The following is a 15,015-nucleotide window of genomic DNA, read 5'->3' as shown; positions in this document are numbered from 1 at the left end:
GTCGTGCAGGTCAGGAGGGGATCAGCCGGGCAGCCGGGACAACGAGTTCCCGCCGGTCCGCACGATCGCCTTCGCGATCTTCTCGGCGTCCGTCGCGACCTCGCGCAGGGTGCCGCTGATCGGCGTGGTGAACCCGGTGAAGTGCAGACCGGGCGCCTGCTTCGGGGCCCGGGCGCCGTGCGCCACCGGTCTGCCCCGCTCGTCCAGCACCCCGAGATGACCGACCAGGCCCTCCAGCGCGCGGACGTACCCGGTGGCGGCGACCACGGCCTCCGGGGAGACGAGGGTGCCGTCGGCGAGGACCGCCTTGCCGTCCTCGAAGCCGTCGACGGCGGCCACGACCTCGACCTTCCCCTTGCGCACGGCGTCGATCAGACCGACGTCCTGCACGGGGATGGCGCCCTCCTTGGCGCGGCTGTAGAGACCGGTGTCCGGGCGGGGCAGCCCCTGCGCGGACAGGTCCGGCACGCTGAGCTTCGCCATCGGCCGGGCCAGCCGGTCCACGAGCCCGACCGGCAGCCGCCGTACCAGGACGCCCGTGTACTGGGCGGCCCAGCCGGCCGTGGAGCGGCGGACGATGTGCGGGGTCGTGCGCACCGACAGCCGTACCCGGGAGGCGCCGCCCTCGACCAGGTCGACGGCGATCTCCGCGCCGGTGTTGCCGACGCCCACGACCAGGACGTCCCGGCCGGCGTACGGCGCGGGGTTGCGGTACTCGCCGGCGTGCACGAAGTCGCCGGCGTACTGGTCGAGTCCGGGCCACTCGGGCACGTACGGCGTGTGGTTGTACCCGGTGGCCACGACCACGGCGGCGCCGGTCAGCTCACGGCCGCCGGTGGCGTGCAGCAGCCAGCCCGTGCCGTCGCCGGTGCGCTCGATCCGGGACACCTCCACACCGGTGACGATCTCCAGCTCGTGCACCTCGGCGTACTTCTCCAGGTAGCGCACGACGTCGTCCCGGGCGACCCAGCGGCCGAAACGGCGCGGCATGGGCAGTCCGGGAAGGGCGGACAGCCGACGGGTGGTGTGCAGGTGCAGCCGGTCGTAGTGGCGGCGCCAGGACGCGCCCACGTGGTCCGACTTCTCCAGGACCACCGCACGGATCCCCCGGGCCCGCAGCGCGTACGCGACGGAGAGCCCCGCGGGTCCGCCGCCGACGACGTAGACGGGACGGTCCGAAGGGCTCGGGGAGGGTGTGGAGTCGGCCATGAGCGCGAGCGTAATCACCAACCAGGTTGATGGGTCTCGGTCAAGACCGGAATTGGTTACGGATTGATCACGCCTGTAGGAGGAGTGGGTGGGACCAGTGACGTAGGACACCTGGTTGTGGCCGTACGGCGATCGGCCGCACCCCCCGCTGCTCCTTCCCGGCCCGGTACCCGGTCACCGTGGCGATCCAGGTGATGAAGTCGCCCGGGTTCCGGGACCGGCGTACCTGACGTACCGTCAGCTGCATGACCCGTCACGATCTCCCGGAGGCCGACGCCTTCACGCGGACGTACTGGGACGCGGCGGCCGAGGGGCGGCTGCTGGTCAGGCGGTGCGGGGCGTGCGGGCGGGCGCACCACTACCCGCGGGAGTTCTGCCCGCACTGCTGGAGCGAGGACGTGAGCTGGGAGCCGGCGAGCGGCCGGGCCGCGCTCTACACCTGGTCCGTCGTCCACCGCAACGACCTGCCGCCCTTCGGCGAGCGCACCCCGTACGTCGCCGCCGTCGTCGACCTCGCGGAGGGGCCGCGGATGATGACGGAGGTCGTGGAGTGCGCGGCGGAACGGCTGCACGCCGGGATGGAGTTGGAGGCCGTGTTCCGGGAGGGGGTGCCGGTATTCCGGCCGCGTGGCTGAGGCGGGCGCGTTTGAATGGGCGCATGACCGGCATACACGAACCCATCCTCGCCCTCGAATCCGCCGAAGTGCTCGGACACGGACTGCGCCTGCGCCCGTGGGACGCGCGCTCCGACGCCGATGTCGAGACCTTCTTCCGGGGCTGCGCCGACCCGGAGTTCCTGCGCTGGAACACACCGCTCATGCCGGTCGCCGACCTCTCCGTGGCCCGTGCCTCGATCGCCGCCAAGACGGAGGGCGCGCGGACGGGGACGGGCGTGGCGTTCTGCGTCGAGGACGCGGGCGACGGTACGAGGCTGGGCCACATCGGCGTCAGCGACATCCACACCCTGCTCAGCCACGCCCGCATCGGCTACTGGGTGCTCCCCGAGGCCCGCGGCCGGGGCGTCGCCACCCGCGCCCTCGCCCTCGCCGCGCACTGGGCCCATACCGACCTCCGGCTGCACCGCCTGGAACTGGGCCACGCCGTCGGCCACGAGATCTCCTGCAAGGTCGCCGAACGGTGCGGCTTCCGCTACGAGGGCACCATGCGTGGCCAGATGTTCGAAGCGGACCGCCAGGACACCTTCCGCGACGCCCACCTGCACGCCCGCCTGGCCACGGATCCGGAGCCGTGGCTGGAAATGTGAGCATTCGGATGTGAGCAGCAGAGGGGGACGCGCTGCGCCATATCGGAGGTCATGAAGACCATCACGCAGCGCGAGCTCCGGAACAACGCCGCCGCTGTCATGGCCGCGGTGGAGGCCGGCGAGACCTTTCGCATCACGCGGAACGGTGGAGAAGTCGCCGAACTGCGCCCACTGGCACGCCGGTGCAGGCTGAGCGCCGAGGAACGGGTGGCGCGGCACCGGTTGCTTCCGCGCGTGGACCACGCGGAGATGCGCGTGGAAGTGGACGAGTTCTTCGGGGACGAGGACAGCGCGGACGACGACCTGGGGGGAGCACGAGCGTGGCTGATCGTCGGCGTTTGAGCGGTGCCCCGTAATTCGGAGGCGTCCCGGGGGGAGTGCGCGGCAGCATGAGGCATGGGATCCGATGACTGGTACCGCATAGACGACGTGGGCGTCTTCCTGTCCCGGGCCGGGGACTTCCTGCGTTCCCGGCCCGCCCTGCACACCCTCGCGCTGACCGTGACCGAGCAGGTGCGGACCCGGGGGCCGGGTGCCTACGGGGACGAGGCGCCGTACTTCGGGGTGCTGGAGCGGGAGGGGGCCGTCCGGGCGGTGTATTTCCGTACGCCCCCTTACCGCCTCAACGTCACCTCCCTCACCCCCGAGGAGGCCGACGCCCTCGCCGCCCACCTGGCCGCCGACGGCCGCCCGCTGCCCGGTGTCTCCGGTGAGCGGGCCTCCGTCGCCGAGCTGGCGCGGGCCTGGGAGCGGCACACGGGTGCGAGGGCGGCGGTGCGCGAGCGCCAGCGGCTGTACCGGCTCGACGCCCTGACCGCACCGGGCCCGGTGCCGCAGGGCCGGGCGCGGGTCGCGGGGGAGGCGGACCGGGAGCAACTGGTGTGCTGGTACCGCGAGTTCACCGCGGCCGTCGGCGAGGGTGCTTCGCAGCGCGCGGAGAGCTGGGCCGACGCGCGCATCTCCTACGGCGGCGTCACGTTCTGGGAGGACGCCGACGGCACCCCGCTCTCCATGGCCGGCGCCACCCCGATGGTCGCCGGGCAGGTGCGCGTGGCGCCCGTCTACACCCCGGCGGACCTGCGCGGCCGGGGGTACGCGGGCGCGGTCACCGCCGAGGTCAGCCGGGCGGCGCGGGCGTCGGGCGCCGACGAGGTCCTGCTCTTCACCGACCTGTCCAACCCGACCAGCAACGCCCTCTACCAGCGCATCGGTTACCGCCCGGTGGCCGACTTCGACCTGTACGACTTCAAGGGGTGACGCGGGTCAGGTCGTCGACGCTGGATGAACAGTCTCACGGCCACAGCAGCTCGCGCTCCCAACCCCCGCCCTCCCGCCGGTAGTTCAGCCGTACGTGGCGGCGCTGTTCGTCGCCCTGGAAGAACTCCGCCTCCTCCGGGCGCAGCCGGTACAGCGTCCAGGTCGGTACGGGGGCGTCCGGCTCCCGTTGGGCTCGCTCCCAGGCGGCCTGTGAGACCTGCGCCAGCTCCTCCAGCGAGCCCAGGACCTCGCTCTGGCGGCCGGTGAGCGCGGCGGCGAGGGCGCCGGTGGAGCGGGCGTGCAGATCGCCCTGGGACGCGGCGGCGGGAGCGGCGGTGACGGTGCCGCGCAGCCGTACCTGGCGGCCGAGGGCGGCCCAGTAGAAGCACAGGGCCGCCTGCGGGCGCTCCGCGAGCTGCCGGCCCTTGCGGCTGCTCGCATGGGTCGCGAAGGTCCAGCCGTCGGCGTCCGCGCCGTGCAGCATCACGATCCGTACGTCCGGCCGCCCGTCCGCGTCGGCCGTCGCGAGGGACATGGTGTGCGGCTCGCGCTGCCCGGCCGCGACCGCGTCGGCGAACCACGCCGTGAACAGGTCGAGGGGGTCGGCGGGGGCGGCCGACGGGTCGAAGGGGCGCAGTTCGGTGACCGCCGGGTCCCACACCCGCAGCGACCTCAGCAGCTCGTGAAGATCCGTTGCCATGCCTCAGACGGTACCGAGGTCCGAGGACAGCCACCGTTCGGGCCGCATCCGCAGGAACACCTGCTCGCCGTGGTTCTTCCAGGCGAAGTCGACGTACGCGTCCACCTTCTCGGCCGGCAGGTACCGCGCGCTCATCTCCCGCAGCCGCTCGATGGTGCCGGGCGCGGTCTCGATCACCGGGCCCTCCACCGACACGTACCGGATGGTGGGCTCCAGCCGGTCGACCATCAGGGAGAAGCGGCCCGCGGCCCGGATCAGCTCGTACTTGCGGGAGGTGAGCCCGGTCAGGATCCACACGGTCCCGTCGGCGTCGTCGTACTGGTACCAGATCGGCAGCGTGAGCGGCGCGCGTCCCTCACCCGCGTCCACCGACAGCGCGGCGATGTGGGGTTCGGCCAGGAACTGTGCGCGCTCTACACGGGTCAGGGCCATACGGGTCTCCTCCGGTGACGGGCGGTACGCTGCGGGCCGGGAAGGGGGCTCCAGTTGCAGCGTACGACCGTCGCCGTCGCCGGCACCCTCGTCCTGCTCGGCGCCCTCACCGCGTGCGTCAGTGAGGAGCCGACCTTCCTCACCATGCCGAAGGTCTTCTACGTGCCGCCGTACGGCGAGAAGTCGGTGTTCCACGACCCGCCCGAGTTCACCCTCCAGGCCGACGGCGGGGCGCCGTACCCGCGCGACGAGAGGCACCACGTCACGGTGGAGGTGCAGCAGGGCGCGAAGGACGTCGTCCGGCTGCGCGAGTCCGGCCCGGACTGCCGGGCCGCCGATCCGGCGCACGTCAGCTGCGACGTGGTGGACACCCAGGTCAACGGGGTCGGCCAGCGGCGGATCCTCCCGGTGGCGGCCAAGGGCGCCCGGGCCGGGGACTCGGCGTTCGTGAAGGTCACGTTCGGCGTGAAGGGCGGCAAGAAGCTCACCGCGCGGACCAAGGTGGTGGTCGGCGAGCCCGTCGTCCAGGCGCTGGTCCCGAAGCCGTTCCAAGGCGTCCGCCCCGGCGCCGGCCTCACCGCGCCCCTGATCGTCCGGAACACCGGCGCGGTGCCGGTGCGCGGGCTGGGCATCGAACTCAAGGCGGGGCAAGGGGAGTTCGCCGAACGCCACTCCGGCTGCCGCTACCCCGACCGGGAGGACCACTTCGGAGCCGTCGCGATCTGCCGCCTTCCCGATGTGCGGATCGCGCCCGGCGAGACCGTCGCCCTGCGCCCCGGACTGCGGCTGCGCGCGTCGGACACGACGATGTACGACGGCATCGGCACCGAGGTGTGGCCGCTGGACGCCGAGCCGCCCATCGGAGGCCACACCAGGCGCGGGGACGAGGGTGACGGGCCCGCCCTCCAAGTGACCGCCGGAACCGCCCACTTGGCGCCGGGCACCTTCGAGACCGGCGGCGGCACCACCCCCGTCTCCCTCCGCACCCACGCCGACTACGAGGTCACCGGCGCCACCCTGCGCGGCGACCCCGGCGACACCCGCGAGCTCCGTGTCACCGTCCGCAACAACGGCCCCGGCGACCCGGGCGCCGCGGCGGAGCTGATCTTCGAGAAGCCCCTCGACAGCGGGGTCCTGAAGGAGCCCATGACGGAGATCGACGACGGTCAGTACGGGCCCTACTGCGAGACCAACCTCGCCGCCTACACCTGCCCCGTCGAGGAACTCGCCCCCGGGAAGTCCCGCACCTTCGAGTTCACCCTGCGCCTCGGCGCGCCGGGCGCGGGACGGGTGAGCGTCCGGGACACCGAGGACGCCACCCGGTCCGGTCTCGTCCGCCACGATCCCCACCCGGCCAACGACGAGGCCGCGGTCACTGTCGAGAAGTGACCCCGGTTCAGTCCCGTCCGAGCACCACCGTCCCGGAGGAGCAGAACCACCCGCCGGTCCCCGACGCCACCCCCAGCCGCGGCAACTCCCCGTCGCTCGCGCGCACTTGCCGGGCGCCCGCCTCCCCGCGCAGCTGCCGTACCGCCTCCACCAGCAGGAACAGGCCCCGCATCCCGGGGTGTTGGGCCGACAGTCCGCCGCCGTCCGTGTTCACCGGCAGCTCCCCGCCCTCGACCCGCAGCCGCCCCTTCTCCACGAACGCCCCGCCCTCGCCCTTCCCGCAGAAGCCCAGGTCCTCCAGGGTCACCAGCGTCATGTACGTGAACGCGTCGTAGATCTGCGCGAAGTCCATCTCCGCCGGCCGCACCCCGGCCCGCCCGAAGGCCAGCCGCCCGCTCACCGCCGCCGGGGACACCGTGAAGTCCGGCCACTCGGACATCGCCGCGTGCGAGACGTGCTCCCCGGTGCCGAGCACCCAGACGGGGGCGGTACGGCAGTCCCGTACGTACTCCTCGGCGGCCAGCAGCACCGCCGCGCCGCCGTCGGAGCGGATGCAGCAGTGCAGCTTGGTGAACGGGTCGGAGATCATCGGGCCGGACAGGACGTCGTCCACGGTGACCGGGTCGCGGAACATCGCGTCCGGGTTCAGGGCCGCGTTCGCCCGGGCCTGCACCGCCACCTCCGCCAACTGCTCGATGGTCGTGCCGTGTTCGAGCATGTGACGGCGGGCCGCCATCGCGTACTTGGCGATCAGGGTGTGGCCATAGGGGACCTCGAACTGCAGCGGGCCGCGCGCCCCGAAGGAGAGGTCGCCGGTGCGGCGGCCGGCCCTGATGTCGGCGCGGGCGGTGGAGCCGTAGACCAGGAGCACGGCGTTCGCGTGGCCGGCCGCTATCGCGTCCGCCGCGTGGGCGGCCATGACCTCCCAGGTGGAGCCGCCGACGGAGGTGGAGTCGACCCAGGTGGGGCGCAGGCCGAGGTACTCGGCGACCTCGACGGGGGCGAGCGTGCCGAGGCCGGCCGAGGCGAATCCGTCGACCACGTCGCGGCCGAGGCCCGCGTCCGTGAGGGCGCGGCGGGCCGCCTGGGCGTGCAGGGCGTACGGGGTCGCGTCGTCGACACGGCCGCAGTCGGAGAGGGACACCCCGACCACGGCCACTTTCCGGCTCCCGCGCGTCATGAGAGGCCACCTTCCCCTGGGCATATCGTTCCCGGACTCCTAATATGACGGCCCGTCAGATCCGGAGGGAAGAGCCATGGACGCCCGCTTCACCGCCGAACAGGACGAGATCCGCCGTACCCTGCGCGAACTGCTCACCAAGCGCTGCGGCCCACGGGAGCTGCGGGCCGCCCTCGACACCCCCGACGGGCACGACCCCGTCCTGTGGACCGCCCTCGCCGACCAGCTCGGCCTGCCGGGGCTCGCCCTGCCCGAGGCGTACGGCGGTGTCGGCTGCTCGGCGACCGAGCTGGCCCTGGCCTGCGAGGAGACGGGACGGGCGCTGGCCCCCTCGCCGCTGCTCGCCACCGCCGTCCTCGCCGCGCCGCTGATCCTCGCCCTGGGCTCGGACGCCCAGCGCGCCGCGCTGCTGCCCCACCTGGCCTCCGGCGCCCTCACCGCCGCTCTCGCCGTCCCCGGCACCGCCCTCGCCACCGCCCTCGCCCTGACCGGCGACAACGGCGGGGAGTGGGCCGGCGGCGGACGGGCCGGGGGCGTCCAGGCCAGACGGGCGGGTGAGGGGTGGCGGCTGTACGGGCAGGCCGAGCAGGTGCTCGACGGGCACAGCGCGGGGGTGCTGCTCGTCGCCGCGCACACCGGGGGGTTCGCCCGCTCCCGGACGCTGCTCTTCCTGGTGCGGGGTGAGGCGGAGGGGGTGGTGCGGGTACGGCAGACCGCGCTGGACGCCACCCGGCCGCAGGCCCGCGTCCAACTCCGGGACGTGGAGGCGGAGTTGCTGGGGGAGGACGGCGCGGACGTCCTGGGCGCCCTCGCCGCGCTCGGGGACACCGTCGCCGCCGTGCTCGCCTGCGAGGCCGTCGGGGCGGCGGACCGGGCGCTGGAGCTGACGGTGGAGTACGTGGGGCAGCGTGAGCAGTTCGGGCGGCCGATCGGCTCCTTCCAGGCGGTCAAGCACCGGCTGGCGGACGTGTACGTGCAGGTCCAGGCGGCGCGGTCGGCGGCGTACTACGCGGCCTGGGCGACCGCCAAGGGGGAGCGGGCCGGCGGGCTGGCGCTCGCGCAGGCCCTGGAGGCCCTGCGGGTGGCGTCCGCCGAGGGCGTCCAGCTGCACGGGGGCATCGGTTTCACCTGGGAACACCAGGCGCATCTGTACTTCAAACGCGCATCGGGCGACGAACTCCTCTTCGGGCCGGTGCATCGGTTGCGGGCGCGTGCCGCGGAGACGGCGCGGCTCTTCGAGGGCCGGGAGGTGGCGGTGTGATCGGCGAACGTGTCGTGCAGCGGGTGTCGTCGACGCGGGGTTTCGCGAAGGTGGCCCCGCACGTGATCCCGGCGCTGGACCGTGCGGTCCACCGGCTGACCCGGGGGAAGGTGCTGCTGAGCGCGCAGATGCTGCCGGGGGTGATCCTGACGTCCACGGGGGCGAGGAGCGGGCAGCGGCGCCGTACGCCGCTCGCGTGCATGCCGGAGGAGGGCGGCCGCAGCTGGCTGCTCATCGGCTCCAACTTCGGCCGTACGGACCACCCGGCCTGGACCCACAACCTGCTCGCCCATCCGGACGCCGAGGTCAGCTGGAAGGGCGCGGACATCCCCGTCCGGGCCCACCTGCTGGAGGGCGAGGAGCGGACGGCGGCCTGGAAGCGACTGCTGGCCTTCTGGCCGCCGTACGCCACCTATCAGGCACGGGTCGACAGGGAGATCCGGGTCTTCCGGATCACCCGTCGCGATCAGTGATCGGATCACGCGTCGCGATCAGTGACCGGGTCACCCGTGGCGATCAGTGAGCCGAGACCTGTGTGCAGGCCACGTCGTACTGGGAGACCGAGGCCGGGTTCTTGGAGTTCTGGGGCTGGGAACCGGCGTACTTGCCGCCGGCGACACCGCCCGGATCCTCGTTGAACGCGGAACCGGGGGCGCTCGACGCGTGGCCGGGGCTCGCGGGCTCGGCCTGGCAGGACTGGTTGGGCTGGCCCGTCGCGAAGGCGGGCCCGGCGGCGATCCCCGCGGCGCCGGTGACGAGGGCGACCGAGGCCACGGCGACGGCCGCTCGCTTGAGCAGGATCATGAGCGCGTCCCCTTTCGTGGAGTACCTCCCCCTATGTACGCAATCCGGCGAGGCGATGTTCACCGGGTACCGGGGCCGGGGGCCGGGCGGTGCCCGGACAGCGGAGCAGGCGGTGGCTCACGGGAGTCGTCCGTGAACCACCGCCTGCGAGACAGGACTTGGGGGGGCCTGGAAAGGGGGGCGGGTTACTTCGTGGGTTTCTTGCCCGTGACGCCCAGGTGCACCAACAGGGCCAGGTTCGGCTTGAGTTCGGCCTGTTTGACGCCCCAGGTCTGGAAGCCCTTCTGGTGCGAGGCGACCGCCGCGAGCATCGCGACGAGCGAACCGGCGACCGCGGCCGGGTTCACGTCCCTGTCGACCCTGCCCTTGGCCTGCAACTCGGCGACGGAGTCCGCCAGGGAGTTGTTGACCGAGTTCAGGATCTTCATGCGGATCTTGTAGAAGCGTTTGTCGCCCTCGGCGGCCCCGAGATCGACCACGCGCAGGATCGCGTCGTTCTTCCGCCAGAACTCCAGGAACCCGTCCACGAGTTCCTGCGCGGTCTGCCAGCCGGCCTTGCCGACCCACGAGCGGCCCTCGAGCAGCGCGGTCAACTGCCCGCCCTCGGTGGCCATTTGCTCGGCGATCTCCAGGACGGCGCCCTCGACGTCCGGGAAGTACTGGTAGAAGGTCGCGGGCGAAGTGCCCGCCTTCCGGGCGACATCGATGACTTTGACGTCCCGGTACGGGGAGGAGCTGAGCATCTCGCTGAGGCAGTCGAGCAGCTTCTGCCGGGTCGCCTGCCCACGCCGACCCGCCACACGGCCGTCGACGGTACGCACTTGTCCTGTCATGTCGTCAGCTTACCGAGGGGTGATCGGAGCGCGATTCGGCCGACTGCAAATGGGGTGCATGGGGGTGGGGAGACAGGTGTGCCTGGTCCTGCGGGGTGCGCGAGGCGCCGTTAGGTTGGCGGTATGGCCGAAAACAGGGCATCCGCGTACGGAGAGGGCGTCCCCTGCTGGGTGGACGCGCAGCTTCCCGACGTCGAGGCGGGCAAGCGGTTCTACGGTGAGCTCTTCGGGTGGGACTTCGAGGACGCGTACGGCGGATCCGTCTGGGCGCGCAAGGACGGCGAGCCGGTCGCCGCGCTCGCCCGCAAGACGGACGGGCGGCTGCCCACCGTGTGGACCGTCTACTTCGCCACCCCGGACGCGGAGTCCCTCGCCGACCGGGTCTGGGCGGCCGGCGGACAGGTCGTCACCGCGCCCGTCCCGCTCGGCGACCTGGGGACGACCGCGCTGGTCACCGACCCCGAGGGAGCTGTTTTCGGCCTCTGGGAGCCCGGCTCCCACCCCGGCTTCGGCAGGCGGCACGAGCCGGGCACCTTCGCCTGGGCCGAGCTGTACGCCCGTGACACCGAGGCCGCCAACACCTTCTACGGCGAGCTCTTCCACGACGCCCTGTTCGGGCCGGACGCCCGGCCCGACTTCGGCCGCGCGCCGGTCTCCGAGGTCTTTCCGGCCGAGATGCCGCCCCATTTCGTCGTCCACTTCGCCGTCGAGGACTGCGAGACGGTCCTCGGGACGGTGAGCCGGCTCGATGGCCGTATTCAGGCACCACCATTCGAGACGTCGTACGGAAAGGTGGCGGTCGTCACCGACAATCAAGGGGCGTCGTTCGCCGTACTGGAGCGGCCCGAGCGCTGAGTCATGCGGTGAAACGCCCCGGTTTGCCGGGAGACACCCCGATTCGGGCCCGGGTTCGCAACCGGTGCCCCGGCCAGGAAGAATCGGGGTGCGTGCCGCCATGGCGGTGCGGTGGTGAGACGCTGCACTTCGGTCGCGTACATATGTGGGTGGCGCGGCTTGTACGGGGAGGTGGCAGGCAAGTGGTGGATCAGCTGACGCAGCACGATCCGCGGCGGATCGGGCCGTTCGAGGTGCTGGGACGGCTGGGTGCCGGCGGCATGGGGCTGGTCTATCTCGCGCGCTCGGCGTCCGGCCGGCGCGTGGCGATCAAGACGGTCCGGACCGAGCTGGCCGAGGACCAGCTCTTCCGTGTCCGTTTCACGCGTGAGGTGGAGGCGGCCCGGGCGGTCTCCGGCTTCTACACGGCGGCCGTCGTCGACGCCGACCCGCGCGCGGCGGTGCCCTGGCTGGCCACCGCGTACGTGCCCGCGCCCTCGCTCGAGGAGATAGTGAACGAGTGCGGGCCGCTCCCGGCCCAGGCCGTGCGCTGGCTCGCGGCGGGCGTGGCGGAGGCGCTGCAGTCGATCCACGGCGCCGGGCTGGTCCACCGCGACCTCAAGCCCTCGAACGTGCTCGTGGTCGAGGACGGCCCCCGGGTGATCGACTTCGGTATCGCCTCCGGTGTCTCGAACACCCGTCTGACCATGACGAACGTGGCCGTCGGCACCCCCGCCTACATGTCCCCGGAGCAGGCCAAGGACTCGCGGTCGGTCACGGGTGCGAGCGACGTCTTCTCGCTCGGCTCGATGCTGGTCTTCGCCGCCACCGGCCACCCGCCCTTCCACGGCGCCAACCCGGTCGAGACGGTCTTCATGCTGCTGCGGGAGGGCCCGGACCTGGAGGGCCTGCCGGACGAGCTGCGCCCGCTGATCGAGTCCTGCATGCAGATGGAGGCCACGGCCCGCCCCAACCCGGCCGACCTCCAGGCCAACCTGGCCCCCCACCTCTTCGGCTCCGGCTCCGACGACAGCGGTACGGCCTCGGCCTGGCTGCCCGAGCGGGCGGTGAGCCTGATCGAGGCACGGCGCAACGGCCGCCCGGCGGCCAAGCCCGGCCAGCAGGGCGGCGCCCGCAGCGGAGGGGGCCGCCCGCCCCTGCCGCCCCCGCCCTCGCACGACCCGGTGATCCCCACCGCGCCCCCCGTGCCGGTCGGCGCCCCCGACACCGGCCCGGTCCGCCTCGCCGGCGCCCAGGTGCCCATCGGCCCCGGCCCCCGGGTCGCCGACGTGCGCGCGGCCGCCGTGAAGGCGCCCCCGCCGGAGGCCGCCCTGGCCGCCTCCTGGGCCAAGCCCCGCCCCGGCGTCAACGGCGCCGACCCCGCCGTGCCGGCGCCCCCCGCCCCCGCTCCGGAGGCCACCGGCTGGCGCCCGTGGCGCTTCCGCATGTCCAACGACGTGTGGGGCACCCCCTCCGTCTTCGGCGACCTCGTCTACGTGACCTCCTTCGAGGTGCACGCCCTGGACGTGGCCACCGGGCGGCGGCGCTTCAAGACCCGGGACGTGGCCTGGTCGATGGCGGTCGCCGACGGCCGTATCCACGCCTCCGACGGGCCCACGCTGTTCGCCCTGGACTGCCGTGAGGGCGCCGACCTGTGGCGGCTGAACACCGACGCCTGGGTGTACTCCCTGCACGCCGACCGGGGCACGGTCGTCACCGGCACCCGCGGCGGCGGCGTCCAGGCATGGGAGGCCGCCAACGGGCAGAAGCTGTGGGAGCTCACCGGCGCCCAGACCGACTTCGAGTCGCCGGAGGCCGGGCCCGCCGTCCACGAGGGCACGGTGTACGTCTGGCAGGACGCCCGGCTGCGCGCCCTGGACGCCCGTACGGGTGACGAGCGCTGGTCCTACCCGATCGGCGACGCCGCCTCCTGCGGCGGGGTGCCGATCCGGCTGACGCACGCCCCGGACGGCTGCGTCTACGTGTCCGCCGGCACCCGTGTGCTGGCCCTCGACGTCGCCGGCGGCCACGTCAGGTGGCACTTCGAGGCACCGGCCGTGTTCCTCTCCCCGCCCACCTTCGCGCCGGGGCCCGCCGTCACCGGCGGCGGCATCTACCTCGCCGACTACCTCGGCACGGTCTACGCCCTCGACGCCACCGACGGCCGTGACCGCTGGCGCATCGCCACCGAGTCCCGGGCCTCCGTCGACCCGGTCCTGGTGGCCGCGGGCCACGTCCACGTCGGCAGCGGCAAGGGCCTCTACACCCTGGACGCGGTCACGGGCACGCCCAAGTGGCGCTTCCAGGCGGGCGGCGACATCGTGGGGGCGCCGGCCGTGGCGGAGGGCCGTATCCACTTCGGCTCCACCGACCACCTCCTGTACACCCTGAAGGCCGACGACGGCCGGCTGCGCTGGAAGCTGGCGACCGGCGGCGAGATCACCGGGTCGCCGGTGGTCAGGGACGGGGTCGTGTACGCGTGCAGCAAGGACCGCTGCGTGTACGCCCTGGACGCGGAGAAGGGCACCGGTACCGCACGCACCGGCTGAGCGGGGGACGGCCGTCGTACCAGCTGCACGGAAGGGTGTGGACGGCGGCCGTCCGTGCCGACGCTACGCCCGCCGGACGATGACCGCCATGCGGTGACCCGGTCGGCTCAGCGGGTCCGGTATGCGTTGCCGCGCCGCGCGAACAGCTCCGCCTGCCGTTCGCCCGGCAGATTCCCGAGCGCGACCAGATGGGCGGCCTGCGCGAACCCGGCGGCCACGGCGCCCTCCCGGGCCGCCCACAGCGCCCGCACGGTGCCCTGGACGCCCTCCGGCGGATACCCGGCGATCACGGTCGCGCACTCCATGGCCGCCGCCAACGCCCCGCCGGGCTCGGTGAGTTCGGAGACCAGGCCGATCTCGTGGGCGCGTCTCGCGGAGATCCGTTCCGCCGTGCCCATCAGCATCATCCGCGCGACCTCCCCGTACGGCATCCGCTGGGCCAGCAGCACCGACTCGTAGGCGCTGACCATGCCGTAGGTGGTGTGCGGGTCGAAGAAGGCGGCCGTGGGGTCGGCGACGACGAAGTCCGCCTCGCCGAGCAGGTAGAAGGCGCCCCCGCAGGCCATGCCGCGCACGGCGGCGACGACCGGTTTCCACAGGTCGTTCGACTTGGGGCCGACCCGCAGCAGCGGATCGTCCGCCATGAAGGGCGAGCCGGGCTGCGGGACGACGGCGTCGCGGTCCAGGCCGGTGCAGAAGGCCCGCTCGCCCGCGCCCGTGAGGACGACCGCGCGTACGGCGTCGTCGAACCGCAACTCCCGCCAGGTCTCCCGGAGTTCGTCCCGCATGGTCAGGTCGATGGCGTTGAGCCGGTCGGGCCGGTCGAGGGTGACGGTCGCGACGCGGGTGTCCTTGTCGACGGAGAGGGTGATGGCCCGGGTCGTCGTCACGGCCGCTCCAGGACCCACTGCGGCAGACCGTCCTCGGTGAAGACGACCTGCACCCGAGCCCCGATCCGGATCCGCTCCGGCGCCACCGAGTCCAGCCGGGCGCCGGCCTCGGCGACGACGTTGCCGACCAGCCGGATGCGCGGGGCGTCGGCGAGTTCGACGACGACCACGTTGTACGGGGCCTGCTCGGCGTAGTCGGGAAGGAGCGGCGGATGCGGCAGGACGTAGGACCAGATGCGGCCGTGGCCCTCCATCCGGCGCCACTCGGCGGCGAAGGACTGGCAGTGCGGGCAGCAGGGCCGGGGCGGGAAGCGCGGCTCGCCGCAGTCGGAGCAGGCCTGGACGCGCAGTTCGCCCTGGCGGGCGTAGCTCCAGAAGGGGGCGCCGTCGGCGTCGGTGACGGGGCTCAGCAT

At 73.2% G+C, this 15,015-nt stretch carries 17 protein-coding genes; 9 read left to right on the top strand and 8 right to left on the bottom strand.

The window, feature by feature from the left end; all coding sequences use genetic code 11:
- Window positions 1–21 precede the first annotated feature (21 nt).
- Window positions 22–1,209 carry a flavin-containing monooxygenase gene (locus MKW14_RS29085; protein WP_240867289.1) on the bottom strand — a complete coding sequence of 396 codons (1,188 nt, stop codon included), beginning with the start codon at window positions 1,207–1,209 and terminating at the stop codon, window positions 22–24.
- Between the two features lie 245 nt (window positions 1,210–1,454).
- Between MKW14_RS29085 and MKW14_RS29080 the strand changes: the two genes are divergently transcribed.
- From MKW14_RS29080 to MKW14_RS29065, 4 genes are read left to right on the top strand one after another with little or no spacing between them, the layout of a single operon-like run.
- Window positions 1,455–1,844: a Zn-ribbon domain-containing OB-fold protein gene (locus tag MKW14_RS29080; RefSeq protein ID WP_240867287.1), complete on the top strand. Its 390-nt coding sequence runs from the start codon at window positions 1,455–1,457 to the stop codon at window positions 1,842–1,844.
- A gap of 23 nt (window positions 1,845–1,867) precedes the next feature.
- Window positions 1,868–2,473: a GNAT family N-acetyltransferase gene (locus tag MKW14_RS29075; protein WP_240867285.1), complete on the top strand. Its 606-nt coding sequence runs from the start codon at window positions 1,868–1,870 to the stop codon at window positions 2,471–2,473.
- Window positions 2,474–2,524: 51 nt separating this feature from the next.
- Window positions 2,525–2,815: a type II toxin-antitoxin system Phd/YefM family antitoxin gene (locus MKW14_RS29070; protein ID WP_240867283.1), complete on the top strand. Its 291-nt coding sequence runs from the start codon at window positions 2,525–2,527 to the stop codon at window positions 2,813–2,815.
- A 54-nt stretch (window positions 2,816–2,869) separates the two neighbouring features.
- Complete coding sequence (locus tag MKW14_RS29065) at window positions 2,870–3,730, top strand: GNAT family N-acetyltransferase (protein ID WP_240867281.1); 861 nt, start codon at window positions 2,870–2,872, stop codon at window positions 3,728–3,730.
- 34 nt (window positions 3,731–3,764) lie between these two features.
- Here the strand turns inward: MKW14_RS29065 and MKW14_RS29060 are convergent, their stop codons facing one another.
- Window positions 3,765–4,430 carry a pyridoxine/pyridoxamine 5'-phosphate oxidase gene (locus MKW14_RS29060; protein ID WP_240867277.1) on the bottom strand — a complete coding sequence of 222 codons (666 nt, stop codon included), beginning with the start codon at window positions 4,428–4,430 and terminating at the stop codon, window positions 3,765–3,767.
- A gap of 3 nt (window positions 4,431–4,433) precedes the next feature.
- On the bottom strand, window positions 4,434–4,862 hold the full coding sequence (locus MKW14_RS29055) for a pyridoxamine 5'-phosphate oxidase family protein (protein WP_240867272.1): 429 nt from the start codon (window positions 4,860–4,862) through the stop codon (window positions 4,434–4,436).
- 54 nt (window positions 4,863–4,916) lie between these two features.
- On the opposite strand from MKW14_RS29055, the gene MKW14_RS29050 reads away from it, so the two are divergent.
- Complete coding sequence (locus MKW14_RS29050; protein ID WP_240867269.1) at window positions 4,917–6,251, top strand: DUF11 domain-containing protein; 1,335 nt, start codon at window positions 4,917–4,919, stop codon at window positions 6,249–6,251.
- 7 nt (window positions 6,252–6,258) lie between these two features.
- Here MKW14_RS29050 and MKW14_RS29045 read toward each other — a convergent pair whose 3' ends face one another.
- Window positions 6,259–7,431, bottom strand: a complete 1,173-nt coding sequence (locus MKW14_RS29045) for a thiolase C-terminal domain-containing protein (protein WP_240867266.1) — start codon at window positions 7,429–7,431, stop codon at window positions 6,259–6,261.
- A gap of 76 nt (window positions 7,432–7,507) precedes the next feature.
- Here MKW14_RS29045 and MKW14_RS29040 point away from each other — a divergent pair, with 76 nt between their 5' ends.
- Complete coding sequence (locus tag MKW14_RS29040; protein WP_240867264.1) at window positions 7,508–8,692, top strand: acyl-CoA dehydrogenase family protein; 1,185 nt, start codon at window positions 7,508–7,510, stop codon at window positions 8,690–8,692.
- Window positions 8,689–9,165, top strand: a complete 477-nt coding sequence (locus MKW14_RS29035; protein WP_240867262.1) for a nitroreductase/quinone reductase family protein — start codon at window positions 8,689–8,691, stop codon at window positions 9,163–9,165. The genes MKW14_RS29040 and MKW14_RS29035 overlap by 4 nt, the downstream gene beginning before the upstream one ends.
- Before the next feature lie 43 nt (window positions 9,166–9,208).
- Here MKW14_RS29035 and MKW14_RS29030 read toward each other — a convergent pair whose 3' ends face one another.
- A complete protein-coding gene (locus tag MKW14_RS29030; protein ID WP_240867259.1) occupies window positions 9,209–9,496 on the bottom strand; it encodes a hypothetical protein in 288 nt (95 codons plus the stop codon).
- A 185-nt stretch (window positions 9,497–9,681) separates the two neighbouring features.
- Window positions 9,682–10,329, bottom strand: coding sequence for a TetR family transcriptional regulator (locus MKW14_RS29025; RefSeq protein WP_240867257.1), 648 nt, complete (start codon window positions 10,327–10,329; stop codon window positions 9,682–9,684).
- 123 nt (window positions 10,330–10,452) lie between these two features.
- Here MKW14_RS29025 and kbpA point away from each other — a divergent pair, with 123 nt between their 5' ends.
- Window positions 10,453–11,184, top strand: coding sequence for an AfsK-binding protein KbpA (kbpA, locus tag MKW14_RS29020; RefSeq protein ID WP_240867255.1), 732 nt, complete (start codon window positions 10,453–10,455; stop codon window positions 11,182–11,184).
- Window positions 11,185–11,366: 182 nt separating this feature from the next.
- Window positions 11,367–13,712, top strand: coding sequence for a protein serine/threonine kinase AfsK (gene afsK, locus MKW14_RS29015; protein WP_240867253.1), 2,346 nt, complete (start codon window positions 11,367–11,369; stop codon window positions 13,710–13,712).
- A 107-nt stretch (window positions 13,713–13,819) separates the two neighbouring features.
- Here afsK and MKW14_RS29010 read toward each other — a convergent pair whose 3' ends face one another.
- Together MKW14_RS29010 and MKW14_RS29005 are read right to left on the bottom strand one after the other, a co-directional pair.
- Window positions 13,820–14,602 carry an enoyl-CoA hydratase/isomerase family protein gene (locus MKW14_RS29010; RefSeq protein ID WP_240867251.1) on the bottom strand — a complete coding sequence of 261 codons (783 nt, stop codon included), beginning with the start codon at window positions 14,600–14,602 and terminating at the stop codon, window positions 13,820–13,822.
- Window positions 14,599–15,015, bottom strand: a complete 417-nt coding sequence (locus tag MKW14_RS29005) for a Zn-ribbon domain-containing OB-fold protein (protein ID WP_240867249.1) — start codon at window positions 15,013–15,015, stop codon at window positions 14,599–14,601. Before MKW14_RS29005 ends, MKW14_RS29010 begins: the two co-directional genes overlap by 4 nt.

It is taken from the genome of Streptomyces gilvus, assembly GCF_022513565.1.
Classification (GTDB): Bacteria; Actinomycetota; Actinomycetes; order Streptomycetales; family Streptomycetaceae; genus Streptomyces; species Streptomyces gilvus.
Note: the sequence above shows the minus strand (reverse complement) of the source record. Positions and strands in the feature narration are given on the sequence as shown.

Excerpts from the sequence above, each read along its gene's own strand:
- MKW14_RS29085 (WP_240867289.1), bottom strand. The coding sequence starts at position 1,209 with ATGGCCGACTCCACACCCTCCCCGAGCCCTTCGGACCGTCCCGTCTAC.
- MKW14_RS29080 (WP_240867287.1), top strand. The coding sequence starts at position 1,455 with ATGACCCGTCACGATCTCCCGGAGGCCGACGCCTTCACGCGGACGTAC.
- MKW14_RS29075 (WP_240867285.1), top strand. The coding sequence starts at position 1,868 with ATGACCGGCATACACGAACCCATCCTCGCCCTCGAATCCGCCGAAGTG.
- MKW14_RS29070 (WP_240867283.1), top strand. The coding sequence starts at position 2,525 with ATGAAGACCATCACGCAGCGCGAGCTCCGGAACAACGCCGCCGCTGTC.
- MKW14_RS29065 (WP_240867281.1), top strand. The coding sequence starts at position 2,870 with ATGGGATCCGATGACTGGTACCGCATAGACGACGTGGGCGTCTTCCTG.
- MKW14_RS29060 (WP_240867277.1), bottom strand. The coding sequence starts at position 4,430 with ATGGCAACGGATCTTCACGAGCTGCTGAGGTCGCTGCGGGTGTGGGAC.
- MKW14_RS29055 (WP_240867272.1), bottom strand. The coding sequence starts at position 4,862 with ATGGCCCTGACCCGTGTAGAGCGCGCACAGTTCCTGGCCGAACCCCAC.
- MKW14_RS29045 (WP_240867266.1), bottom strand. The coding sequence starts at position 7,431 with ATGACGCGCGGGAGCCGGAAAGTGGCCGTGGTCGGGGTGTCCCTCTCC.
- MKW14_RS29040 (WP_240867264.1), top strand. The coding sequence starts at position 7,508 with ATGGACGCCCGCTTCACCGCCGAACAGGACGAGATCCGCCGTACCCTG.
- MKW14_RS29030 (WP_240867259.1), bottom strand. The coding sequence starts at position 9,496 with ATGATCCTGCTCAAGCGAGCGGCCGTCGCCGTGGCCTCGGTCGCCCTC.
- MKW14_RS29025 (WP_240867257.1), bottom strand. The coding sequence starts at position 10,329 with ATGACAGGACAAGTGCGTACCGTCGACGGCCGTGTGGCGGGTCGGCGT.
- kbpA (WP_240867255.1), top strand. The coding sequence starts at position 10,453 with ATGGCCGAAAACAGGGCATCCGCGTACGGAGAGGGCGTCCCCTGCTGG.
- MKW14_RS29005 (WP_240867249.1), bottom strand. The coding sequence starts at position 15,015 with ATGCTGAGCCCCGTCACCGACGCCGACGGCGCCCCCTTCTGGAGCTAC.